The sequence below is a fragment of the Candidatus Kinetoplastibacterium crithidii genome, assembly GCA_027557655.1.
In the GTDB taxonomy this organism is placed as follows: Bacteria; Pseudomonadota; Gammaproteobacteria; order Burkholderiales; family Burkholderiaceae_B; genus Kinetoplastidibacterium; species Kinetoplastidibacterium crithidii_C.
The window spans coordinates 648,880-673,144 of the sequence record CP064915.1; the positions used below are offsets into that span (position 1 = coordinate 648,880).

The following is a 24,265-nucleotide window of genomic DNA, read 5'->3' on the forward strand; positions in this document are numbered from 1 at the left end:
CAACCCTAATTATATATATTATACAAAATATATAATATATACATATTTATGTTGCGTCTCTTCTAGATTTTTAAAGAACAATCAGCTAATAAAACTTAATTTTTAAACTTGAAACAAGCCTAAAGATTAAATTCTAACTTGGTGGAGGTGAACGGGATCGAACCGATGACCTCCTGCTTGCAAAGCAGGCGCTCTCCCAATTGAGCTACACCCCCATAGTACTACAGAAAGGTATCGCTCAAACAGATGGTGGGTCTGGTTGGACTTGAACCAACGACCCCCGCCTTATCAAGACGGTGCTCTAACCAGCTGAGCTACAGACCCATGCATTTATAGGGTTAGCATAACTTTGGGCAAACCCCAATGAAGAATCTGTCACAACCCTGCTTACTACCAATCTCAGCTAAATAACAATCGATAATTGTGGGAACTTAATATGTAGTTTATATGCTCTTAAAGGAGGTGATCCAGCCGCACCTTCCGATACGGCTACCTTGTTACGACTTCACCCCAGTCATGAATCCTACCGTGGTAATCGCCCTCCTTGCGGTTAGGCTAACTACTTCTGGTAAAACCCACTCCCATGGTGTGACGGGCGGTGTGTACAAGACCCGAGAACGTATTCACCGCGACATGCTGATCCGCGATTACTAGCGATTCCGACTTCACGTAGTCGAGTTGCAGACTACGATCCGGACTACGATCGGGTTTGTGGGATTAGCTCCCCCTCGCGGGTTGGCAGCCCTCTGTCCCGACCATTGTATGACGTGTGAAGCCCTACCCATAAGGGCCATGAGGACTTGACGTCATCCCCACCTTCCTCCGGTTTGTCACCGGCAGTCTCATTAGAGTGCCCTTTCGTAGCAACTAATGACAAGGGTTGCGCTCGTTGCGGGACTTAACCCAACATCTCACGACACGAGCTGACGACAGCCATGCAGCACCTGTGTTCTAGTTCTTTTGCAAGCACTCCCAAATCTCTTCGGGATTCTAGACATGTCAAGGGTAGGTAAGGTTTTTCGCGTTGCATCGAATTAATCCACATCATCCACCGCTTGTGCGGGTCCCCGTCAATTCCTTTGAGTTTTAATCTTGCGACCGTACTCCCCAGGCGGTCAACTTCACGCGTTAGCTGCGCTACTAAGATCCGAAGATCCCAACAGCTAGTTGACATCGTTTAGGGCGTGGACTACCAGGGTATCTAATCCTGTTTGCTCCCCACGCTTTCGTGCCTGAGCGTCAGTGTTACCCCAGGAGGCTGCCTTCGCCATAGGTGTTCCTCCGCATATCTACGCATTTCACTGCTACATGCGGAATTCTACCTCCCTCTGGTACACTCTAGTTCGGTAGTCAAAAATGCAGTTCCAAGGTTAAGCCCTGGGATTTCACATCTTTCTTTCCGAACCGCCTGCGCACTCTTTACGCCCAGTAATTCCGATTAACGCTCGCACCCTACGTATTACCGCGGCTGCTGGCACGTAGTTAGCCGGTGCTTATTCTGCAGGTACCGTCATTCACATCAGATATTAGCCGATGCTATTTCTTCCCTGCCAAAAGTGCTTTACAACCCTAAGGCCTTCATCGCACACGCGGAATGGCTGGATCAGGGTTTCCCCCATTGTCCAAAATTCCCCACTGCTGCCTCCCGTAGGAGTCTGGGCCGTGTCTCAGTCCCAGTGTGGCTGGTCGTCCTCTCAGACCAGCTACGGATCGTTGCCTTGGTGAGCCATTACCTCACCAACTAGCTAATCCGATATCGGCCGATCCAGTAGCGCGAGGTCCGAAGATCCCCCGCTTTCCCCCTGAGGGAATATGCGGTATTAGCCACGCTTTCGCGTAGTTATCCCCCTCTACTGGGCACGTTCCGATATATTACTCACCCGTCCGCCACTCGCCACCAAACCGAAGTTCGTGCTGCCGTTCGACTTGCATGTGTAAAGCATTCCGCTAGCGTTCAATCTGAGCCAGGATCAAACTCTTCAGTTTAATCTCTGTATTGCGCAAATTCAAAATAATTTGAAATTACGATTCACTCAAAAAAATAAACAGGTCTCTCAGATCTCTCTGAGAAAAAAGTTATAATTTAATGAGTACTTACTTGTTTGTTTTTAGCACGACATATATTATATGTCTAAAAACTACTATCAAGTACCCACAATTATCGATTGTTCAATTGTTAAAGATCACTTAAATTCACAAACTCAATTATTTGCGAAACAGATGACTATTGTCTAATATAAAGAAGACAATGTCAACATTTTTATCAAAAAATAAAATATCTCAATAGCAACATTAAGACTAATTTATATTCTTAAAGTATGCTAACTATCCTTGATATTATAATAACATTAATTATAGATATGCAATAATGAAAATAGAACAACCTATATATATAAATCCAATAGCAATATCCATAGGAAATTTCCATATATATTGGTATGGTATTATGTACTTAATTGGATTAATACTTATATACAATATAAGTTTAAGAAATATTTCTAAACCAGAATACACTAAAATAACAAAAAAATCTTTAGAAGAAATTCTATATTGGGGAATGATATCAGCAATAATAGGAGGGAGGCTAGGTTATGTAATCTTATATAAAGCAGATTATTTTTGGAATCATATATTAGAAGTATTTTATATAAGAAATGGAGGCATGTCTTTCCATGGGGGATTAATAGGTGTAATAGTATTTATGTATTACTATGCTAAAAGCAAAAAAATATCATTTTGGGAAGTATCTGACTTAATAGCTCAAGCTGTGCCTGTAGCCCTAGCAATAGGAAGAATAGGAAATTTTATAAATGGTGAACTCTATGGTATCCCAACCAATCTTCCATGGGGAGTTATATTCCTAAATGCACATGATAATATATACCGTCACCCTTCTCAGCTATACGAGTGCATGTTAGAAGGCCCCATATTATTTATAATAATAAAACTATTTTTATATAAGAAAAAAAGAATATTGGGACAAACTAGTGCAATATTCTTAATATTTTATGGTGTATTAAGATGTATAGGAGAAATTTGGAGAGAACCTGACTATATTATTAATATATGCAATTATAACTGTAGCATGGGGCAAATGCTTTCAATATTTATGATAATCATAGGATTGATGCTTTATTATGCTCTAAACAAAAAACAATAGAATTATTTTGTTTTTTTTAAAAAAGATTCTATTTTTAAAATAATAGAATCTATTTTCTTGCTTATCTCTCCCATTGAAAATCCTGATTCAAAAGAATTTTCTGATCCTAAAACTTTCGTACTCATTAGCTCACTAGCAATTTGTAAAGCGGCCATAACCGCCACTCTTTCATTAGTATAGTTTTTTGTAGAATCCTGAATTTGAGATGCTAATCTATTAAAATAATTTACTGCTTCAATAAGATTATCTTTTTCATCTTTTGAACATCTAAAAGAGTATTCTCTACCTAACACAACTGCATCAAGCTGCTCCATTTATATCTCCATTTTTTAATTCAAATGAAGGCAAGATAGCTTTCAATCTTTTCAATCTATCTACACCATTTAAAATACTTTCTCTAAGATAAGCATTTTTATTTTCTAAGGATAGAATTTGCTCTTCTAATTTAGCCTTGTAAGCTAAATTAGATTTTTCTTTCTCATTCCAAGAAATTTCCTTTTCATTCCAGACAATTTCTTTCTTTGCCAATTGATCTCTCAAATCTTTCTCAATTTTTTTTATATCTATTTGAAGTACAAAAACAAGGTCTTCTAGTTTTTTAGATTTAGCTCTCAAGGAGGAAAGTTCTGACTCTTGATCAATAAGAGACTTTTTAAGATAAGTTATTTCATCCTCTGCATATTTATTGCTTGATTGCAATGCAAGATTTTCAGAAGATAATTTAATAGAGTACTCCGTTAATTTATCTACCAACAAAGAAAGTTTTTCTATATTTTCTAACATGTTTAGTTGATATATTTATCTTTAAAATTAATAAAAAAACGTAAAACTTTTCGCCCATATAAAACAAACAAGTAATTACGTCCTATTGGGAAATAATATCACAGATAATTCTTTTAAAGCTTGACTATATACTTTTCTCTTAAATTCTATAGCAACATCCAATGTAGTCCAATAATCACGCCATTTCCACTCATCAAACTCTGGATGTCTTGTAGAGCATAAGCACACATCACTATCTTGTCCGATTAATCTCAATAAAAACCATATTTGTTTTTGCCCTTTATAAAACCCTCTACATTCTTTACGAATAAAATTTACGGGAACGTTGTAATGTAACCACTCTTTAGTCCTACCTATTATTTTAACATGTTCTGGTCTTAATCCTACTTCTTCATTAAGCTCTCTATACATAGCCTCTTCCAGAGATTCTCCTTGTTTCACACCTCCTTGCGGCAACTGCCATGAGTTTTCCTTTATTCTTTTACCCCAAAAAATTTCATTTTTATAATTGGCAATAATGATTCCAACATTAGAACGATATCCCTCGCTATCTAACATGATGATAGTCTACCTAATCAAATTCAGTACAATTTAGTACAATGGACAATATAAATTATTATTATAAACATTTAAATAACTACAGAAAATATGTACGCTACTAAATATCACATACACACAGCAAAAGAAACACCTTCTGAAGCAGAAATTATAAGTCATCAACTGATGATTAAATCTGGGATGATACGAAAATTAGCAGGAGGAATCTATAATATAATGCCCATAGGCTTAAGAGTTCTAAGAAAAATAGAAAAAATTGTCAGAGAGGAGATGGTAAATTCTGGTGCTATAGAAATACTTATGCCTATAGTACAACCTGCTGAACTATGGCAAGAATCTCGAAGAATAGAGGAATATGGCCCTGAATTGCTAAGATTTAAAGACAGGCATAACCGACACTTCGTATTACAACCAACATCAGAAGAAGTTATATCGGATATAGCTAGAAATGAAATATACAGCTATAAACAATTGCCTTTAACTTTTTATCATATTCAAACTAAATTTCGTGATGAAGTAAGACCAAGATTTGGCATGTTACGAAGCAGAGAATTCATAATGAAAGACGCTTATTCTTTTGATATTAGTCAAGAAGATGCTTTAAAAAGCTATCATGTTATGTTCGAAACTTATTCAAAAATTTTTAGAAAAATGTCGCTCAATTTCTGTGCTGTTTCTGCTGATACTGGATCTATAGGCGGAACATACAGTCACGAATTCCATGTGCTAGCAGAAACAGGAGAAGACATAATAGCCTATGATAAAGAATCAAATTATGCAGCCAATCTAGAATTAGCGATAGCTCCCTGCTTATTAAATAAAAGACTATCAGCAGAAGAAACAATAACGCTTGTATCAACTCCAGAAATAACGACCTGTGAAGAACTATCAAAATTCTTGCAAATACCGATTACCAAAACAATCAAATCTATTGTTTTGGCAAGTGAAAATAATAATATAATAAACATCTTCTTACTCTTAATTAGAGGAGATCATTCATTAAATGAAGTGAAAACAAAAAAAATACTAGGAATAGATAATTATCGTTTTGCAACACCAAATGAAATAGAAGAATATTTTAATTGTCCTCCAGGATATATTGGACCTATCAATACAGCAAAGCCAATCTTTATTGTGGCAGATACGACAGTTGCGAATATGAATGATTTTGTTTGTGGAGCTAATAAAAAAAATGCTCACTATACTGGAGTCAATTGGTCAATAAACCTTAAAGAACCAGATATAGTTGCAGATATAAGAAATGTCGTTGAAGGAGACCCATTGCCTAATGGCAATGGGTCTTTTTCTCTACAAAAAGGAATAGAAGTTGGTCATATATTTTTCCTGGGAACAAAATACTCTCAAGATTTAAGAGCATCTTTTTTAAACAAATCTGGAGAAAAAGAGTATTTGCAAATGGGATGTTATGGTATAGGAATAACTAGGATAATGGCTGCTGCTATCGAACAGAATAATGATTGTCTAGGAATAATATGGCCAAAACCTATAGCTCCATTTGAGGTAGTTATCTGCCCAATAGGATGGAAACATGAAAATGTAAAGAACATATCAATACAAATATATAATATTCTAAAAAAAAATAATATTGATGTAATTCTCGATGACAGAAATATCAGACCAGGAATAATGTTTGCAGAATGGGATTTAATAGGAATACCTTGTAGAATTAACATAGGACCTAAAGATTTAGAACATAATTTAATTGAAATTAAGACTAGAAAATTACCAAATGATTCAATAAAAATCCCCATAGAATTCGCATTGCAAGAAGTCATAAAAATTTTGAATACTTTGTAAAAAGTAATACTTTAATAACATTTCCTAAAACAATATAAAAACAAGGCATAAGCATGTCTCTAATTTTAGCCTATTACAATCTAAGTTTAATATCAAAAATTATAATTATCTATCAATTTTTAATTGTAGCTTTATTCCTTAGAACCGCAATAAAAACTATAATAAGGTTAAATACTAATTCAAATAATAACAAAAAATTCACAAAAGAATTCTGGTCTGGAATAAACTTAATAGACCTACAGAAGAAGAATTACAATATAAAAGACAAAGCCTCTATAGCCAAAATTTTTGAATTGGGAATGACTGAATTTTCAAGAGCTCAATTTTTAGAAAGAAATAATTCTGCTAAGAATGCTATGGAAGCAACTTTAATAAAAGAAATAATAAATATCCAAGATAATATTGATGTAATGTATACTCTGATCAATAGTGTTTTCTATATAGGTATATTAGGATTCATCATGCATAATGTTGAAATAATTAACTATTTTTTCAAACAACAAAATCTTGATTCTGCTTTCTTTACACCTCGAGCAATAGAGTCAATATTATTGCTCATGATAACTATATTAGTCTCATCATTGTCAGAAACAATTTATATATACATCATAAAAATGATAAAAAAATATTCGATGGAATCAAAAATTTTTATAAAAGAGTTTCTAACTATAATACAAAGACAAAATATAGTTAAAAATAAATAAGAACATCCTATACAGACAGCATTAGTAAAACAAGGTATGTTTTTATGTTAATTAATTTTAGATATTTAAACTCTAGCCTATTGTATAGAGTGTTGTAGGAATTCATATCTATATATGGTTAAATACTTATTGTTGCCCTAGAAGATGAAAATTATTAAACATAAAAAAACATTTAATTTCATAAGTTTGCTATATTTATTATTAGTATATATACAGATTGATATGTACACATCAAAAAATAATGAGGAAACAAAATATAAAAATCAAACTAATACAACTCTATATTTACAAAAAACCAGCTTAAATAAAAAAACTAAAAATGATATAAAAACATGTATTCTCTCAGGAATAGTCTACCCTAGATTTTCGTATCAACAATTAGAGAATAACAAATCAATAGAGTTCCTATTTAAAAAAAATAAAAAAACTGAACCAAATAAATTAATTTTGATAAAATCGTCTAAAAATCCAACCTTAGATAAAGCTGTAGAAATAGGCATTTTAAGATGTGAAGAGTTTCTACAAAAAGAAGTTTCCGATGAAGACTATCAACTACATATAATATATAAAACATTCGAAGAATAGGAAAAAAATGAATATTCGCAAAGAAAAATTGATATTAGTAATGTTATTTTTTCTATATATCGTTTCATACCTTACTCAAGCAACTGCACAACTACACATAGATAAAAATCAATCAGCAACAAAAGAGTTTAATATTAAAATACATGAATATGATAACAATACATACGAAGGACAAAAAGTTATAGAAACAATACAAAATAATTTATTAAGCACAAATAAATTTAAGATAATAAAAATTTCAAACAAAGATGAAAAAAAGAATATTTATAATAGATTCCTGAAAAAAAATAACTTCGACTACATGGTATCTATACAAGTAAATCATCTACAAGATGACCTTTATGAAATAAATTTCACTCTTGAGAATTCTGAAAACCTCCTAGACAAAGTATCATTCTCTGGGTCAATAAAAGATATTATAAGAATATCTCATACAATATCCGATAGAATATATGAAGCAAGCACAGGAAATAAAGGAATCTTTAATTCACGCTTAGCTTATATAGTTAAAAAGAATAATATTTTCGAATTGCAAATTGCAGATCATGATGGCAAAAATCACCAAACAGCACTCAGATCATTGAAACCAATAACATCAATAAAATGGTCTCCAGATGGAAGCAAAATTCTTTATGTAAGTTTTGAAACTGGTAGAGCCATAACATACATGCATGATTTATTCACATCTAATCGGGTTATTATAGCGAATCAAAAAGGAAGCAATAGCGCTCCATCTTGGTCTCCAGACGGAGAGAAAATAGCTCTAACTATGACAGAGACCGGCTTATCTCAGATTTACATATTAGATGTTCCAACAAACTCTTTTAGAAGATTAATTAAATCATCAGCATGTGATACAGAAGCTTGCTTTTCTGCTGATGGTAAAAATATCTTTTTTGCCAGTGATAGAAGCGGTAGTTATCAAATATATTCAACTGATTTGTATGGTCAAAATATCACAAGACTTACTTTTGATGGAGATTACAATGGATCTCCTATAGCGACTCCTAATAAAAACATTATCATTTATGTAAAAAAAGTTGATAATGCTTTTAATATATGCGTTCTGGATTTATCATCAAAAAAAGAAAAGTTAATTACATCAGGCAAATATGATCAATCTCCATCTATATCACCAAATGGAGAATATCTAACATACTCCTATATCAATAACAAAGGCATGAATTCTATAACTCAAATATCACTATCTAATTCACAAATAAAAACAATTCAAGAGAATTCAAATTATGAAATATTTGATCCTTCTTGGGGACCTATAATTAAATGAAAAACAGATCAATTAATAGTATCAATTCGCACATAAATAAAAGCATTACTATTATTATCTTGCTTTTATTAAGTATTACAGTAACATCCTGTTCATTCCATGAGTTTTATCATAATACTAAGATAAACAAAGCAAATAAAACCATGAAAGAAACTCATATTTTCTTTGATAAAAATAGTTATATTATTTCTGATGACTACATAACAGAAATAGAAAATTTTGTATTTTCAATAGCAGATAAGCCTTCTTTAAAAATCAAGATTATTGGAAATACAGATCAGAATGGAGGAGTCGAATATAATCTCGCTCTAGGACAACGCAGAGCTTATGCTGTCTACAAAATACTTAAAGTTTTAGGAATCAGCGATAATCAAATTGAGGTTATAAGTCTCGGTAAAATAAATTCTATACTAGACCATTCTAATTATAGTGAAGAAAATTTGGCAAAAAATCGACGAGTTGACATTATGTGTTATAAATAAATGTTTACTAGAAATGCTAAATTTATATATAAATACATTACATATGAAAAAACTGCTATCATCCATACTAATTTTTATTCTAATACCACAACCTGGATATGCCGCATCAAAAAATAATGATCTACAACTACAGATAGAGAACATAAAAAAATCCAATTTGGAATTGCTGAATCGTCTTGATATGCTAGAACATGAACTAGCAAACATTCTAAATCAAGTTGAAATTATTAAGAATAATTCTATAGAAAACAATAACTCTAAAAGTTCTGAAATAGTTCTTTCAGAAAGAAAACCAAAAGATATCTTAGAAGAAGAATTCAAAACCGCTCTAGATCTATTGAAAAAAGAACAATACTCAGAAGCTGAGGAAAAATTTAATAAAATCTTGGAAATAAATTATGATACCAAACTAATAAATGAAATTAAATTTTACTCTGGAGTTTGCAAATATAAACTTGGCAAATTTAAAGAATCAACAATACAACTACAAAGCTACATTAGAAATAACTCAACAAATAAAATTCCAGAAGCTCTAATGATAATTGCAGACAACAAAATAGCTATGAACGATATCTCAGATGCTACAGAGATTTTAAGAACAATTATCAAACAATATAAAAATTCAGAAGTTTCTTTAAAAGCTGAAAAGAAACTAAAAATGATAAATTAACACTATAAACAAATATCCATAAAAAAATTAATGCTATTATGATTGCAACAGAAATTAATAATTATACGTTATATTACAATAAAATTGGCAAAGGCAAGCCTATTGTCATGGTACATGGTTCATTATGTGATAGCAGATACTGGAAAAAACAGATAGATATTTTTAGTAACTTCTTTGAAGTTTATCTAATAAACTTGAGACATTATTGGCCAAACGATTGCAATAGTAACGATGAAAGCTTCTCTATACAGCAACATTCTGATGACTTAATATCTTTCATAAAAAAAATTATTGCTCGTCCTGTTTATTTACTAGGACACTCAAGAGGAGGCGCTATATCAATAGAAACTGTAATTAAAGAGCCAAATATAGTAGACAAACTCATACTAGCAGATCCTGGAGGATTTAAAATAGAAGGTATGGATAATATATTTGAAGATAGAAATAATTTTCGACTTAGATCTAGCAAGTTAGTTACTGAAAATAGACAAGAAGAAGGTTTGCAACTATTTATTGACACTGTCAGTGGGAAAAATACCTGGGCAAAAATGGTGAGTTGGTTTAAACAAATGGTATTTGATAATGCAAATACTCTTATTGCACAATCTAAAGAACCGCCTTTGATTCTAAATATAGAAAACCTTTCTAATATTTCAATGCCAACTCTATTAATTGGAGGCTCACTAAGCCCAAGTCCTTACCCAGAAATACTGAATAAATTACAACAAATTATACCTAATAATACAAGAATAAATATTGCTGGATCTTCACATGGTATGAATATTGGAAGCCCAAAAATATTTAATAGTCATGTTTGCAATTTTTTGATAAAAAATTCGCACTAGATTTTTATATAATTCTAAGTATAGAATTAAATTCAAATATGTTAATGTAGTAAACAATATTTATTAAATAAATAATATAACTTGGAAAACATAAGTCTAAATATAGTGAATTTGTTATACATGTTTGCTATTATGTTACGACGTAAAAAATAACTTAATTAAAAATTTGTTTTATAAACAAATTAGTTAATTTATACAACTTAATATTTATTTCTGCTTTATCAAACATTATTGATCAATAAAATATGATTTCTGCATATTAAAATGTTAAGTTTTGTTATAATCATAAGTTAATTTTTTTAATACATAATTTAAAAACAAAATACAACAAAAGAAATGACAATAGAATTAAGAAATAAAAAATTCTATGCTTATAAAAGCTGTACAACAGCCATATGTGTTCAATACTGGTTCCAAAGACTGAAAAGTATTAGCACTGAATCAAAACAAGTCACTATAAATAGGAAACATTTTGTTAAAATATTGAACTTGTTTATTATTTTTGTTTGTAATGGCTCAGAGTACTTATCTCAATAATATTGAATAAGTTAATCTGTTTTTTTTAAATAAGCCATAAAATAATAAAGGCCCACATGATTTCGCTTTCATTAATACAATCACTACTTGCCTGCTGTCTTGTTTTGCTTAGTGGGCGCTATTTGACACAAAGAATTACAATTTTAGCTAAATATAGTGTTCCTGACTCTATAGTTGGAGGACTTATTTTTGCTACTATGACGCAAATATTATCTGCATGGTTTGGTATTCAAATATATCTTGATACTGCCATTAAACCAACTTTCTTATTATTGTTCTTTGGATGCGTTGGTTTAACAGCAAACTTAAAACTATTAGCAAAAGGAGGGTCTAGACTAATAAGATTAATATTAGTTTTAGCACCATTTCTTCTTTTGCAAAATATGGTAGGATTAGGATTAGCAAATTTGTTAGATATGCACCCATTAATGGGTCTAGTTGGCGGAACAATAACTTTAGTTGGTGGCCATGGTACTGGTGCTGCTTATGCAGCACGCTTTGCTGATTTCAACAATATTCAAAACATAACAGCATTAGCAATGACTTCTGCTACCATTGGACTTGTATTTGGTGGAGTTTTGGGAGGACCTATTTCGGAATGGCTAATAAAACGTAATAAAATAGTTACTCCAAAGCAACAAGGAATCAAAGCAAAAACTGATGGTGAGGTAAGTGAGAAGGAAAATAATACACAACAATTAACCCCAGCAGAATTTATAACATCGTTAACAGTTGCTTTAATTACTTTAGTTGGTGGAACATACTTATCTAAACTAGTAGGAAGTTCTAATGTTAGCCTACCTAATTTTCTATGGTGTTTAGCAATAGGTATTATAGTAAGAAATCTTGGTCCTATTTCTGGGCTCAAGCTTAATGATAAAGCAACAGAAATACTAGGTACCGTCATGTTATCTCTGTTCTTAGGACTAACTATGATGACTTTAGATTTAGCTAGCGCAGCTAGATTAGCAGGTCCTTTAGCATTTATTCTCGTAATACAATCTATAGTTTGTGCCTTGTATTGTTGTTTAGTAGTATTTAAAGCTCTAAAAAAAGATTATGAGGCTGCAGTTATGGCAGGAGCATTTTGTGGTATAGGACTAGGAACTACAGCCACTGCTATAGCTAATATGCAGGCAATAGCAGGAAGACATGGAAATGCCCCACAATCATTTATTGTAATTCCTTTAACTGGAGCTTTTCTAGTTGATATTATGAATGTGATTGTCCTTACAGCTCTAATATCATTACCTTGTATTGGAGGAGTATAATGAATTTTTTTAAAAAAATATTGTTATTGTCATTATGCTTTATTCTAGCTGCCTGCGAGAGAAAACCTAGTTCTAGTGAATTATATAGCACTTTAAACAAAAGACTCCAAGAAACCTTTGGAGCTAATTCTTTTAAGATAGTAACACTAAATAGAATGGGTAGTGCTATAGATAGTACAGCACCATCCAATGAAAACAGAAGAGTAGTTTATTATGATGTAATATTAGAGGCCAATAAAAATATAGACCTAGGGGCTTGGGATCAACCAGGAGCTGCTGCTTTAGTAACCTTAATGGGAGCTGGCCCTAGAAGCATTATAGGAGTAGATTCAAGTGGTAACAAAGCTGGTGATAGAATCATAGCACATGCAACTGCTATATACCGTAAAAACGGTAGCAATTGGGAGAGAGTCTCTTCTGATAACTATACAACAGAAGAATCTATAGAATCAGGATTGCAAAAACCTGCAACAGAAAGACTTTTAAGCACTTTAAATACAATAACTACCTCGATTCCTTATACTTCTTCAAAAACAGCACAAAAAGTCGTGCAACAAGAATTGGAGCGTTCAGTTACAAGAATAAACGGTAGATTAGCAAGATTGCAAGATGGATATCCTTTTGCAGGTGGCCCAAACAAAGGTGAATATCTAGTCTTTGCTCAATCAATAGCCGATATTACACAAAGAAATCAAGTAAAAATGATACCATTAATAACAAGTGGTAGCACTGAAAACATTGATTTACTGAGAACAGGAAATGCAACTATAGCCTTGGCTCCTGCCGATATTGCTTTAATGGCATATAATGGAACAGGTCCTTTTGAAGGACATGGTCCTTTTGCTGAACTACGTACTCTTGGAAGTCTTTATCCAGAATTAGCGCATATAATAGTCAGACAAGATTCAGAAATAAAAAGAATAATGGATCTTAAAGGTAAAAAAATATCTCTAGGACCAGATGGATCTGGGGGAAGGACAACTATTGAACAAATATTGGCAGCGCATGGACTACATGCTCATAAAGATTATAAAGTTATAGATGCACCTTTTACTAATTCGTTACAACAGCTTAATAAAGAAGAAATTGATGCGGTAACTCAAATTATTGGAGTTCCAGCAACCCCAATAAGAGCAGCTATGACTCAATCTAACTTAAGAATTCTTCCACTGGAACCATTAGCAGTAAAAAGATTAATACAAAATAATCCAGCGCTATTATCTTTAAATATAGCTGGAGGAACATATTCTAATCAAAGCAAAAGAATTCCAACTGTTGGGACAGCAGCATTAATGCTAACTACTTCTGAACTTACTGTAGCTGAAGCTGAAAACATGGCAAATGCTGTGTATAAGGCAGGTCAATATCTATTAGCTGCAGGATCAGCACAAGGGGCACAGGTATCAGTCACAACTTCAAAAATATGTCTTACAGTTCCAATCCATCCTGGAGCAGATGAGGCTTTAAGAAAAATGGCTCATACTGCATTACCGAGAGCTGTCCTACCTAGAAAAATACAAAAACAACCAATTAACAATTAAAACATATGGTTTGATAATTATCGATAATATTAAAAAATATAATAATAAAATAATTAAAAATAGTTATCAAACCATTTTATTTACGATTCTTTAAGTTTTTTATCTAACTCTATCCATAAAACACTATCAGGAGATTCTTTCTCCATATTTCTCAAATATTCCTGATGTGCATTAATTTCTTCTTCTTTCGCAAAAATTACTGGTAATGATAATTTTTCATAATTATCTATAACCTGGTTAGACTTAGTATTTCTTTCACAGTCATCAATTAAAAACTCGTTTTGTCCTCTGGTCATAGCCAACCAAACTTGTGACAAAAGCTTAGAATCAAGTAAAGCTCCGTGCATCTTTCTTTCTAAATTTGAAATACCATAATGATCACATAAAGCATCCAAAGAATTTCTTTTACCAGGTCTTATTTTTCTAGCCAAAGATAGTGAATCTGTTATTCTTCTACAATAATTAGATAAATCCCCTAAATTTAATTTATCCAATTCACTATTTAGAAACTTCACATCAAATTGTGCATTATGAGCTATAATTTCAGCATCATTAATAAAATCAAGAAATTGCAAAACTACGTCTGCAAAATCTGGTTTATCTGATAAAAAATCTTTTGTTAAACCATGAACAGATAAAGCACCAGCATCTATTTCTCTATGTGGATTAATATATAAGTGCAAATAATTATTTGTAATAATACGATTGTTTATTTCAACACATCCTATTTCAATAACTCTATGCCCATCTGAAACATCCAATCCTGTGGTCTCAATATCAAAAACAACTTGTCTCATAACAATTAAACTTTCAAATAAATCTTTATATAGTTTCCACACCCATATTTGCTAACCTATCAGCTTTATTATTTCCATAATTATCTGAATGACCTTTTACCCAATTCCAATTAATATTATAATTTCCTGACAATTCATCTAAAGACTCCCAAAGATCTTTATTCTTCACATCCTTACCATTTGATAACTTCCAACCTTTATGTTTCCAACTATTTATCCAGTTAGTTATTCCGTTCATAACATATTTAGAATCAGTATAGATTGCTATATCCATATAACTACTATTACCTAATTTCTTTAATCCATTAATTACGGCTAATAACTCCATACGATTATTTGTTGTTTTACTTTCTCCCCCGTAAATATTATCTTCTCTTCCATCTGGCCATTTGATAACAACACCCCATCCTCCTATGCCAGGATTTCCTTTACAGGCACCATCGGTCCAAATTTCAACATAATTAACGTTATTTGTCATAGAATTATATAAATTAATAAGTAGATAGACTTACAGTCAAATTATAATGTATATATTATATACTTTACTTGGATTCTTTATAGATAAAAATATAAGTTATATAAAATAGATTATTTAAATTTAAAATTAATAGAATTAAATAATCTAAGAAATATAGGACACATAAATGTTAGATGAAAAGTTTTTAAAAAGAATTATAAGCTTTGGAGGAATTATTCCAATAAAAGCCTTTAAAGATAACTACATATGGTCTATCATAAAAAATGGAAAAATTGCAGTAATCGATCCTGGTGATTATAAAGTAGTATTAGAATTTATAGAAAAATATTCATTAAAACTTATCGCCATACTAATTACTCATCATCATAAAGATCATACAGCAGGTGTAGAAATACTATCTAAAAAGTTTAATATCCCCGTATTTGCATCAAAAAAATCTAAATTACCATTTTGTAACAATCATTTGATAGAAAATGATATTATAAAATTACGTGAACTAGATCTTAAATTAAAAATAATAGATGTTCCTGGTCATACTGATGATCATATTGCTTTTTATGGAAAAACAATTAAAAATCGCAAAGTTCTATTTTGTGGCGATGTCCTATTTTCAGCTGGATGTGGACGTGTTTTAGAAAACAATTACATACAAATGTTTAATTCACTTAAAAAACTCTGTAAGCTACCACTAAATACCATAATTTTCTGTGCCCATGAATATACTATAAGCAACTTAATTTGGGCAATGAATGTTGATAAAGATAACAAATACTTGCAATTTTGCTATAAACATGCAAAATTACTAAGGAAATATGGTTACCCAACATTACCATCTTCCATTATTAAAGAGTTATATATTAACCCATTCCTAAGAACAGATTATATCAATATCATCAAATCAGCCTCTTTGCATGCTAAAATCCAACTTCAATCACAAATAGATGTCTTTATAGAATTAAGAAAATGGAAAAATGCGTCTTAAAAAAAATTTAATTATACAGTTTTATTTTATATTTATATGTGTCCTTATAACAGGGTGTACTATGCTTGTACGTCCACAAATAGGGCAATTAAAAAGTATAATTCTTTCTAACAATACTAGTAGTAATACTGATGATATATGGGATGTAATTAGAGAAGGCTTCCAAATTCCTAATTTAAACAACAACCTATCAAAACAATGGACTCAGTATTACAAAGAGCATCCTGAATCTATAAGACGTATCGCTGAGAGATCTGTGAAATATTTATATTTTGTAGTTAATGAGATAAATAATAGAGGTTTACCAACTGAATTAGCTCTTATGCCTTTTATAGAAAGTGCTTATGATCCTTCTGCAATTTCAAAAAATAAAGCTTCCGGATTATGGCAATTTGTTCCTAGGACTGCCAAACACTTCAATTTAAAACAAAATTGGTGGTTAGATGAAAGAAGAGATCCAATAATATCAACATATGCCGCCTTAGATTACTTAGAATCTCTATATAAGAGACAAGGTGATTGGCACCTTGCGCTAGCTTCATATAATTGTGGTGAATCAGTCGTACAAAAAGCTATAGAAAAAAATAAAAAATCTAATAAATCTACAAAATATATAAATCTTCAACTTCCAAAAGAAACTACTAATTATGTACCAAAACTACAAGCTGTAAAAAATATTATCACAAACCCACAAAAATATGGAATTGATCTACCTAGGGTCGAAAATAAACCATACTTTCAAACAGTAAAGAAAAATAGAGACATTGATATTGAAGTAGCTGCAAAATTAGCAGAAATATCCCTTGAAGAATTTAAAGCTCTCAACCCATCTCATAACAGACCAGTAATATCTTCTAAACATTCACAAACAATTTTATTACCAGCAAAAAATATAGATAAATTTCATATAAATTTAAAAAAATTTACAGATAACTTAAGCAACTGGAAAATATATAAATCCAAAGATGGTGAAACTTTTTTTTCAATAGCTAAAAAATTTGGAGTTTCTGAAATAAAACTAAAAAAGATCAACAACATAAGAACTCAACAAAAAACAGCTTCGGGACAACTATTATTAATAGAACAAAAAAATGTCATTTCTTCAAATAAAAAAACTTATGATTATCTTGTACTCCCTGGAGATAATTTATCAAAAATTGCAAAAAAACATAATACAACTGTCAAAGAAATACGCTATTTAAATAGACTAAAGGATGATCGCATTAAACATGGCAAAAAAATAAAATTGCCTTGTAAGGGATGATTTAACAAAAACTAATCTTAACCTATTAAATAGGAGTAGAATGTGGGGCTTCTAAAATCAAAAAAAATTTTAATTACAGGTGTAATATCAAACCGCTCTATTGCATATGGAATAGCAAAGTCTTGTAAAAATCAGGGAGCAGAATTAGCTCTAACATATGTAACAGATAGGATGAAAGATCGTGTTATAGAATTATCTAGAGAGCTAGATTGCAAAATATGCTTACCTTGTGATGTAAGTAGTGATGATTCTATAGAAAAATTAAAAACTAAACTCTCAGAATATTGGGATAATTTAGATGGTTTAGTCCACTCAATAGCTTTTGCAAATAAAGACTCTATATCAGATAAATTCTTAGACGGATGCAATAGAGAAAATTTTCGTATTGCACATGAAATTTCTTCCTATAGTTTACCTGCTTTAACAAAAACATTACTACCTTTAATGAATACACATGCATCTATAGTTACGCTAAGTTATATAGGATCTGAAAGATTTGTACCAAATTATAATATGATGGGACTAGCAAAAGCTTCTTTGGAATCAAGCATAAGATATCTAGCTAATGATTTAGGATACAGGGGAATAAGAATCAATGGAATATCTTCTGGTCCAATAAAAACATTAGCAGCAAGTGGGATAAAAGATTTCTCAAATATACTAAAATTTGTTGAAAATAACGCACCACTCAAAAGAAATGTTACAACAGAAGATATAGGGAACGTAGCTTCTTTTTTATTATCAAATTTATCTTCTGGGATAACTAGTGAAATAATACACGTAGATGCTGGATTTTCTAATATAGTAGGATTATGCTAGAGAATATAAACTAACTATGACATGTATTTTGGAAAATCAGCTTTAATGTTATATTATTAAATACTTTAATTATAATTTATCCAGGGAAGTATTATGTCTGATGAAAAGTCATGTTTTTCATATTTTGAAAATCTGATTGATCCATTCAGAGAGACACCAGATATTCCACCTCCGTATAAAGTATCTTCGTTTTTTTACTACTACTTAAAACAAATAAAAACGATCTTGATAATTTTGCTTTTTATAGGACTGGGAGTTTCTTTAGTTGAAATTGCATTATTCAAATATGTAGCAAATATAATAGACTTGGCTCAATCAAGTAATCCTGAAAAAATATTTGGAACGCATTATAAAGAATTATTGTTAATGACGTTAGTAATATTAGTATGTCGACCTATCATATTCGCTTTGCATGACCTGCTAGTTCAACAAACCATTACATCTAATATGGCAGCATTAATAAGATGGCAAAATCATAAATATATTCTTAAACAAAGTATTAGTTTTTTCTATAATGATTTTGCTGGAAGAATATCTAACAGAGTGATACAAACTGGCGCTGCATTAAGAGATTCGGCAATACAAGCAATAGAAGCAATTTGGCATGTAGTTGTTTATACAAGCAGTGCGATATTCATATTTTTACAAACTGACTGGCATTTAATATTTCCTTTATTAATTTGGATCGTTATATATGTATTCTTTCTTATGCATTATATTCCACTAATTCAAAAACGCTCTGCTATATCATCTGAAACTAGATCTAAATTAATTGGACTAATTGTAGATACTTATTCAAATATAATTACTATTAAACTATTTTCACACACAAAACAAGAAGAAGAATATGCTAAAAACACCATGATAGAACAAATAAAAACACATCAATTAGCTTTAAGACTTATAACGGAAATGGATACAGCACTAACTGCTATTAATGGCCTATTAATAGTATCAACAGCAGGTATAGCATTATGGTTATGGAGCAAAAACATAATATCCTTAGGATCTATTACTTTAGCTATAAGCTTAGTAATAAGAATAAATAATATGTCAAGTTGGCTAATGTGGGTAGTAAAAAATATATTTGAAAATGTAGGAGTTGTACAAGATAGTATTGGAACAATATCTCAATCTAGAGAGATTGAGGATTTTGATAAATCAAAAGTCTTAAAAATAACGGATGGAGAAATCAAATTTGATTCAGTATTTTTTGCTTACGAAAAAAAACATGAGGTTATAACAAACCTAACATTAACAATCAAAGCAAAAGAAAAAATAGCTATAGTTGGACCATCTGGAGCAGGTAAATCAACATTAATACATTTATTACTTAGATTACATGAAGTAAAAAATGGATCTATATGTATAGATGGACAGAACATTAAATATGTTACTCAAGATAGTTTAAGATCACAAATAAGTGTAGTCACACAAGATGTTTCTCTACTACATAGGTCTATAAGAGATAATCTTATTTGTGGAGCTAATAATATATCAGAAGAGCAACTAGATAATGTAATAAAAAAAACAAAATTAGACTTTATATATAGTATTAAGGATACTAATGGAAATATTGGACTAGATGCACATGTCGGAGAAAGAGGTATAAAACTATCTGGAGGACAAAAACAAAGGATAGCTATTGCCAGAGCACTGCTAAAAAATTCTCCAATAATCATATTAGATGAAGCAACTTCAGCTCTAGACTCTGAAACTGAATCTATAATTCAACAAAATTTAGAAGATATGATGACTGGCAAGACTGTTATAACTATCGCTCATAGACTATCTACCATTCTCAAAATGGATAGAATTATTATAGTCAGTAAAGGAACAATTGTTGACTCAGGAACACATATGGAACTAGTATCAAAAGAAGGAATATACCAAACACTTTGGGATAAACAATCTAGATATCTTACAAAATAATATTCTATGGCGGACAGAGGGGGATTCGAACCCCCGATACGCTATAAACGTATACACGCTTTCCAGGCGTGCGCCTTCAACCACTCGGCCATCTGTCCTACTGAAACACAAGGACTTTTATTATAGCATATTTTATCTATTAAAAGTCAAAATTCGTTCAACATATCTAGCAATGCTATCTATTTCTATATTTACAAAATCGTTTTTTGATAATTTATATAAAGTAGTAGCAATCTGAGTATGTGGAATAATGTTGATCGTAATTCTAGAAAAATTATTGTAATCCATAACTGAATTAATAGTTAAACTAACTCCATTAATTGCTATAGATCCTTTATAAGCTAGAAATTTAGAAAAATCTGTAGGAATATCTATAAGCAATTCTTTAGATTCACCACAAGGACTAAAATCATATACTTTACCTATACAATCTACATGACCATATAATATATGCCCACCCATTCTTGACTCTAATTTTAAAGCTCTTTCAATATTAACTTCCCCTACTGAAGAAAGGCCTACTGTACATTTCAAACTTTCTTGAGAAATATCAACATAAAAACCCTTGCCTTCTATATTAGTAACAGTCATACATGCTCCTTGTATAGATATAGAATCTCCTATAGAAATACTCTTTAAGTCTATATTGTTGACTTCTATAAATAATCTAATACCATTACTAATATTTTTTAAATTCTCATCGTTATATACTTTAGTTATAAAACCAATATCTTCTATTATCCCTGTAAACATAATAAAATCCGTTATTAATTTATTTCTTACAAATGCATTTTTCTTTTATTAAATTCCATCTATTATGGTTATATAACCTTATTCTTATATCATTATCAATTAATTTAGATTCGAGAGTCGAAAAAACAACAGCATCTTCTAAATAATCTATAGCTGGTTTTTTTATAAATGTATTTGCATCACCAATCAGAATTGGAGCAATATATAATAAAATCTCATCTATAAAACTATTTTCTAATAGTTTTCCATTTAATCCTGGCCCTGCTTCAACATGGACTTCATTAACACAATCTTTAGAAAACCATTTCATTACGCTAGATAAATTTATACTGTTTGAATTTTTACTTATACTATCTACTATAACTATTTCACCATTCTTATCAAGAATCTCTTTAGCTTTTTCTTTATTATCAATGGTTGTAAATATAACCACTCTGGAACCATCAAAAATATTTGCATTAGAATTAATTAAAAATGTATTATCTATAATTGCTTTAATAGGATTTCTAGACACTGGAAAATGCCTAACTGTCAAAATAGGATTATCATTTATTATTGTTCCTATACCTGTTAATATAGCTCCACTGCGAGCTCTCCAATAATGACCATCCTTGCGTGAATTTTCTGATGTTATCCATTGTGACTTTTTGTTATACAAAGAACTTCTTCCATCTAACGATGATGCTATTTTTGTTCTGACCCAAGGTAGACATGTTATAATTCTAGAAAAAAAACCAATATTTAACCATATTGCCTCTTCTGCACAAACCCCTATTTTTACATTTATACCAGCTGATCTCAATATTTGTATACTTTTACCATTTACTAATGGATTTGGATCTAATACAGCTATAACAACACTTTTTGGTTTTGCTTTTAATAAAGCATTAACACACGGTGGAGTTTTTCCATAATGACAACAAGGTTCCAATGTTACATATATGGTAGATCCTTCCAAAACATACTGTTTGCTAATAGCATCATGCAATGCACATACTTCAGCATGAGATCCTCCAAATGACTGAGTAGAACCTTTACCTATACAAAAATTGTTCTTTACTATAACACAACCAACACTTGGATTTGGCCATGCTATACAAGCAGATTCTCTAGCCAAATCTAAAGCTTTAGACATCCAAAATTCATCAGGAAAATTATATAAATGAGACATAAAATGATTTTGCTAAAAATTTAATAAGAACTATATTACCTCTTGTATTAACTTTATAAATTCATCTATATTTTTAAAACTTTTATAAACTGAAGCAAATCTAATATAAGCTACTTTATCCAGAATTTTTAATTCATGCATAACTAACTCCCCAATATACTCAGTTGTTACATCGCGCATACCACTTGACAATATCAATTTTTCTATATTAAACACAGATTTTTCTAAATCATCTGAATTTACAGAGCGTTTGCGCAAAGCTATAAAAATACTTCTACGTAATTTACTAACATCATAATCACATCTTGATCCATTTTTTTTGATTACAGAAGGAAAAAATAACTCAACTTTCTCATATGTAGTAAATCTTTTGTCACATAAAAGACAACGTCTTCTTCTTCGAATTGAATCTTTATCATCTGAAACACGACTATCTATAACCTGCGTTTCACAATGACAACAAAAAGGACACCTCATAAAAAATAAACTTTTATAAAAAACTATTTGTATAGTCATATACCTTAAAAAAACTAGCTAATGACTATACAAAAAATTAAAAAATTAGCATAACTATATTTTATAGACAGGCAATCTAGATGTTAACTCATGAACCTGCTTACGTACATTATTAATATTTGTATCATCATATGGATTACCTAAAACATCGGCGATTAAGTTTGCAGTAAGCTCGACATCTGACTCTATAAAGCCCCTAGTAGTAATAGCACAAGTTCCCAAACGAATACCACTAGTAATAAATGGACTTTCTGGATCATTTGGAATAGCATTTTTATTTACTGTGATATGAGCTTTTCCAAGAGATGTTTCTGCATCTTTACCACTTATTCCTATAGACCTTAAATCTACCAACATTAAGTGACTTTCTGTTTTCCCTGAGACAATACGCAACCCTCTTTTTACTAAAGTATCAGCCATAATTTTTGAGTTATTTAACACTTGTTTGGCATACTGTTTAAAACTTGGATCAAGAGCTTCTTTAAAGGCAACTGCTTTACCAGCAATTACATGCATTAAAGGTCCTCCCTGAATTCCTGGAAAAATAGAAGAATTAATAATACGTTCATACTGAGATTTCATCATTATAACGCCACCCCTAGGACCACGAAGAGACTTATGTGTAGTAGATGTAACAAAATCAGCATAAGGAACAGCATTAGGATAAACTCCTCCTGCTATTAATCCTGCATAATGAGCAATATCTGCCATTAATAATGAATTATTATCATGAGCAATCTTAGATAAATATTCAAAATCTATTTGTAATGAATAAGCAGAAGCTCCTACTACTATAAGCTTTGGCTTATGTTTTTTAGCTAAAATTTCAATATTTTTATAATCTAATACTTCATTTTCATCTAAGCCATATGATATAAAATTATAAGTTTTTCCAGACGAATTAACAGAAGCGCCATGAGTTAAATGACCTCCTTCAGCAAGACTCATCCCAAGAACTGTATCACCAGGCTTTAAAATAGCATTATATACACCTTGATTTGCTTGAGATCCTGAGTTTGGCTGCACATTAGCTGCTTCAGCTCCAAATAAATCTTTAAGCCTATCTATAGCTAAACGCTCTACTATATCAACATATTCACAACCACCATAGTATCTCTTACCAGGATAACCTTCTGCATATTTATTAGTTAGACAAGATCCCTGTGCCTCCATAACAGCTTTACTGGCATAATTTTCAGATGCAATAAGCTCTATATGTTGCTCCTGGCGAACTGCCTCTTCTTGAATGGCATTCCACAATTCTGGATCCATTTGACTTATAGTACGATTGTTTTCAAGCATAACAGCTCC

Annotated in this window: 21 protein-coding genes, 3 tRNA genes, 1 rRNA gene and 2 pseudogenes; 14 read left to right on the forward strand and 13 right to left on the reverse strand. The window is 31.1% G+C overall.

Going from position 1 to position 24,265, the window contains the following annotated elements; all coding sequences use genetic code 11:
* Nucleotides 1–139: 139 nt before the first annotated feature.
* From I1N47_03010 to I1N47_03020, 3 genes are all read right to left on the reverse strand, one after another.
* A tRNA-Ala gene (locus I1N47_03010) sits at nt 140–215 on the reverse strand.
* A 32-nt stretch (nt 216–247) separates the two neighbouring features.
* Nucleotides 248–324: transfer RNA gene (locus I1N47_03015), tRNA-Ile, on the reverse strand.
* Nucleotides 325–455: 131 nt separating this feature from the next.
* A 16S ribosomal RNA gene (locus I1N47_03020) occupies nt 456–1,986 on the reverse strand.
* 382 nt (nt 1,987–2,368) lie between these two features.
* Between I1N47_03020 and I1N47_03025 the strand changes: the two are divergent.
* Nucleotides 2,369–3,203: pseudogene (locus I1N47_03025) on the forward strand (prolipoprotein diacylglyceryl transferase).
* On the opposite strand, the gene I1N47_03030 reads toward I1N47_03025, so the two are convergent.
* The 3 genes from I1N47_03030 to I1N47_03040 form a co-directional block, all read right to left on the reverse strand.
* A complete protein-coding gene (locus I1N47_03030) occupies nt 3,163–3,474 on the reverse strand; it encodes a cell division protein ZapA (GenBank protein ID WBF65395.1) in 312 nt (103 codons plus the stop codon). The pseudogene I1N47_03025 and the gene I1N47_03030 overlap by 41 nt on opposite strands.
* Nucleotides 3,461–3,943, reverse strand: a complete 483-nt coding sequence (locus tag I1N47_03035; protein WBF65396.1) for a hypothetical protein — start codon at nt 3,941–3,943, stop codon at nt 3,461–3,463. Before I1N47_03035 ends, I1N47_03030 begins: the two co-directional genes overlap by 14 nt.
* 75 nt (nt 3,944–4,018) lie before the next feature.
* Complete coding sequence (locus I1N47_03040) at nt 4,019–4,501, reverse strand: RNA pyrophosphohydrolase (protein WBF65397.1); 483 nt, start codon at nt 4,499–4,501, stop codon at nt 4,019–4,021.
* A 90-nt stretch (nt 4,502–4,591) separates the two neighbouring features.
* Between I1N47_03040 and I1N47_03045 the strand changes: the two genes are divergently transcribed.
* The 9 genes and pseudogenes from I1N47_03045 (at nt 4,592) to I1N47_03085 (ending at nt 14,242) form a co-directional block, all read left to right on the forward strand.
* Nucleotides 4,592–6,319: a proline--tRNA ligase gene (locus I1N47_03045; protein WBF65398.1), complete on the forward strand. Its 1,728-nt coding sequence runs from the start codon at nt 4,592–4,594 to the stop codon at nt 6,317–6,319.
* Between the two features lie 53 nt (nt 6,320–6,372).
* Nucleotides 6,373–7,023 carry a hypothetical protein gene (locus tag I1N47_03050; GenBank protein ID WBF65399.1) on the forward strand — a complete coding sequence of 217 codons (651 nt, stop codon included), beginning with the start codon at nt 6,373–6,375 and terminating at the stop codon, nt 7,021–7,023.
* Between the two features lie 114 nt (nt 7,024–7,137).
* A pseudogene (locus tag I1N47_03055) lies at nt 7,138–7,608 on the forward strand (hypothetical protein).
* A 7-nt stretch (nt 7,609–7,615) separates the two neighbouring features.
* Nucleotides 7,616–8,896, forward strand: a complete 1,281-nt coding sequence (locus tag I1N47_03060) for a PD40 domain-containing protein (protein WBF65400.1) — start codon at nt 7,616–7,618, stop codon at nt 8,894–8,896.
* Nucleotides 8,893–9,378: an OmpA family protein gene (locus I1N47_03065; protein ID WBF65401.1), complete on the forward strand. Its 486-nt coding sequence runs from the start codon at nt 8,893–8,895 to the stop codon at nt 9,376–9,378. The genes I1N47_03060 and I1N47_03065 overlap by 4 nt, the downstream gene beginning before the upstream one ends.
* Before the next feature lie 43 nt (nt 9,379–9,421).
* The gene (locus I1N47_03070) at nt 9,422–10,048 is read left to right on the forward strand and encodes a hypothetical protein (GenBank protein WBF65402.1); all 627 of its coding nucleotides are present in this window, start codon (nt 9,422–9,424) and stop codon (nt 10,046–10,048) included.
* A 38-nt stretch (nt 10,049–10,086) separates the two neighbouring features.
* The gene (locus tag I1N47_03075; GenBank protein ID WBF65403.1) at nt 10,087–10,893 is read left to right on the forward strand and encodes an alpha/beta hydrolase; all 807 of its coding nucleotides are present in this window, start codon (nt 10,087–10,089) and stop codon (nt 10,891–10,893) included.
* Between the two features lie 593 nt (nt 10,894–11,486).
* Complete coding sequence (gltS, locus tag I1N47_03080) at nt 11,487–12,701, forward strand: sodium/glutamate symporter (GenBank protein ID WBF65404.1); 1,215 nt, start codon at nt 11,487–11,489, stop codon at nt 12,699–12,701.
* Complete coding sequence (locus I1N47_03085) at nt 12,701–14,242, forward strand: TAXI family TRAP transporter solute-binding subunit (GenBank protein WBF65405.1); 1,542 nt, start codon at nt 12,701–12,703, stop codon at nt 14,240–14,242. The genes gltS and I1N47_03085 overlap by 1 nt, the downstream gene beginning before the upstream one ends.
* An 80-nt stretch (nt 14,243–14,322) precedes the next feature.
* Here I1N47_03085 and dnaQ read toward each other — a convergent pair whose 3' ends face one another.
* Nucleotides 14,323–15,039, reverse strand: a complete 717-nt coding sequence (gene dnaQ / locus I1N47_03090) for a DNA polymerase III subunit epsilon (GenBank protein ID WBF65406.1) — start codon at nt 15,037–15,039, stop codon at nt 14,323–14,325.
* Nucleotides 15,040–15,064: 25 nt separating this feature from the next.
* Nucleotides 15,065–15,517, reverse strand: a complete 453-nt coding sequence (gene rnhA / locus I1N47_03095; GenBank protein WBF65407.1) for a ribonuclease HI — start codon at nt 15,515–15,517, stop codon at nt 15,065–15,067.
* A gap of 166 nt (nt 15,518–15,683) precedes the next feature.
* Between rnhA and gloB the strand changes: the two genes are divergently transcribed.
* From gloB to I1N47_03115, 4 genes are all read left to right on the forward strand, one after another.
* The gene (gloB, locus tag I1N47_03100; GenBank protein WBF65408.1) at nt 15,684–16,499 is read left to right on the forward strand and encodes a hydroxyacylglutathione hydrolase; all 816 of its coding nucleotides are present in this window, start codon (nt 15,684–15,686) and stop codon (nt 16,497–16,499) included.
* Nucleotides 16,489–17,763: a transglycosylase SLT domain-containing protein gene (locus tag I1N47_03105; GenBank protein ID WBF65409.1), complete on the forward strand. Its 1,275-nt coding sequence runs from the start codon at nt 16,489–16,491 to the stop codon at nt 17,761–17,763. The genes gloB and I1N47_03105 overlap by 11 nt, the downstream gene beginning before the upstream one ends.
* 42 nt (nt 17,764–17,805) lie before the next feature.
* Nucleotides 17,806–18,582, forward strand: coding sequence for an SDR family oxidoreductase (locus I1N47_03110; protein WBF65410.1), 777 nt, complete (start codon nt 17,806–17,808; stop codon nt 18,580–18,582).
* A 93-nt stretch (nt 18,583–18,675) separates the two neighbouring features.
* Nucleotides 18,676–20,514: an ABC transporter ATP-binding protein gene (locus tag I1N47_03115; protein ID WBF65411.1), complete on the forward strand. Its 1,839-nt coding sequence runs from the start codon at nt 18,676–18,678 to the stop codon at nt 20,512–20,514.
* 7 nt (nt 20,515–20,521) lie between these two features.
* Here I1N47_03115 and I1N47_03120 read toward each other — a convergent pair.
* The 5 genes from I1N47_03120 to I1N47_03140 form a co-directional block, all read right to left on the reverse strand.
* Nucleotides 20,522–20,612, reverse strand: a tRNA-Ser gene (locus I1N47_03120).
* A gap of 34 nt (nt 20,613–20,646) precedes the next feature.
* Complete coding sequence (locus I1N47_03125; GenBank protein ID WBF65412.1) at nt 20,647–21,267, reverse strand: riboflavin synthase; 621 nt, start codon at nt 21,265–21,267, stop codon at nt 20,647–20,649.
* Nucleotides 21,268–21,286: 19 nt separating this feature from the next.
* A complete protein-coding gene (gene ribD / locus I1N47_03130; protein WBF65413.1) occupies nt 21,287–22,438 on the reverse strand; it encodes a bifunctional diaminohydroxyphosphoribosylaminopyrimidine deaminase/5-amino-6-(5-phosphoribosylamino)uracil reductase RibD in 1,152 nt (383 codons plus the stop codon).
* A gap of 30 nt (nt 22,439–22,468) precedes the next feature.
* The gene (nrdR, locus tag I1N47_03135) at nt 22,469–22,915 is read right to left on the reverse strand and encodes a transcriptional repressor NrdR (protein WBF65414.1); all 447 of its coding nucleotides are present in this window, start codon (nt 22,913–22,915) and stop codon (nt 22,469–22,471) included.
* Between the two features lie 93 nt (nt 22,916–23,008).
* On the reverse strand, nt 23,009–24,256 hold the full coding sequence (locus I1N47_03140; protein ID WBF65415.1) for a serine hydroxymethyltransferase: 1,248 nt from the start codon (nt 24,254–24,256) through the stop codon (nt 23,009–23,011).
* Nucleotides 24,257–24,265 lie beyond the last annotated feature (9 nt).

Bases quoted from the DNA above. Each gene is read 5' to 3' on its own strand.
- I1N47_03030 (WBF65395.1), bottom strand. From the start codon at position 3,474: ATGGAGCAGCTTGATGCAGTTGTGTTAGGTAGAGAATACTCTTTTAGA.
- I1N47_03035 (WBF65396.1), bottom strand. From the start codon at position 3,943: ATGTTAGAAAATATAGAAAAACTTTCTTTGTTGGTAGATAAATTAACG.
- I1N47_03040 (WBF65397.1), bottom strand. From the start codon at position 4,501: ATGTTAGATAGCGAGGGATATCGTTCTAATGTTGGAATCATTATTGCC.
- I1N47_03045 (WBF65398.1), top strand. From the start codon at position 4,592: ATGTACGCTACTAAATATCACATACACACAGCAAAAGAAACACCTTCT.
- I1N47_03050 (WBF65399.1), top strand. From the start codon at position 6,373: ATGTCTCTAATTTTAGCCTATTACAATCTAAGTTTAATATCAAAAATT.
- I1N47_03060 (WBF65400.1), top strand. From the start codon at position 7,616: ATGAATATTCGCAAAGAAAAATTGATATTAGTAATGTTATTTTTTCTA.
- I1N47_03065 (WBF65401.1), top strand. From the start codon at position 8,893: ATGAAAAACAGATCAATTAATAGTATCAATTCGCACATAAATAAAAGC.
- I1N47_03070 (WBF65402.1), top strand. From the start codon at position 9,422: ATGAAAAAACTGCTATCATCCATACTAATTTTTATTCTAATACCACAA.
- I1N47_03075 (WBF65403.1), top strand. From the start codon at position 10,087: ATGATTGCAACAGAAATTAATAATTATACGTTATATTACAATAAAATT.
- gltS (WBF65404.1), top strand. From the start codon at position 11,487: ATGATTTCGCTTTCATTAATACAATCACTACTTGCCTGCTGTCTTGTT.
- I1N47_03085 (WBF65405.1), top strand. From the start codon at position 12,701: ATGAATTTTTTTAAAAAAATATTGTTATTGTCATTATGCTTTATTCTA.
- dnaQ (WBF65406.1), bottom strand. From the start codon at position 15,039: ATGAGACAAGTTGTTTTTGATATTGAGACCACAGGATTGGATGTTTCA.
- rnhA (WBF65407.1), bottom strand. From the start codon at position 15,517: ATGACAAATAACGTTAATTATGTTGAAATTTGGACCGATGGTGCCTGT.
- gloB (WBF65408.1), top strand. From the start codon at position 15,684: ATGTTAGATGAAAAGTTTTTAAAAAGAATTATAAGCTTTGGAGGAATT.
- I1N47_03105 (WBF65409.1), top strand. From the start codon at position 16,489: ATGCGTCTTAAAAAAAATTTAATTATACAGTTTTATTTTATATTTATA.
- I1N47_03115 (WBF65411.1), top strand. From the start codon at position 18,676: ATGTCTGATGAAAAGTCATGTTTTTCATATTTTGAAAATCTGATTGAT.
- I1N47_03125 (WBF65412.1), bottom strand. From the start codon at position 21,267: ATGTTTACAGGGATAATAGAAGATATTGGTTTTATAACTAAAGTATAT.
- ribD (WBF65413.1), bottom strand. From the start codon at position 22,438: ATGTCTCATTTATATAATTTTCCTGATGAATTTTGGATGTCTAAAGCT.
- nrdR (WBF65414.1), bottom strand. From the start codon at position 22,915: ATGAGGTGTCCTTTTTGTTGTCATTGTGAAACGCAGGTTATAGATAGT.
- I1N47_03140 (WBF65415.1), bottom strand. From the start codon at position 24,256: ATGCTTGAAAACAATCGTACTATAAGTCAAATGGATCCAGAATTGTGG.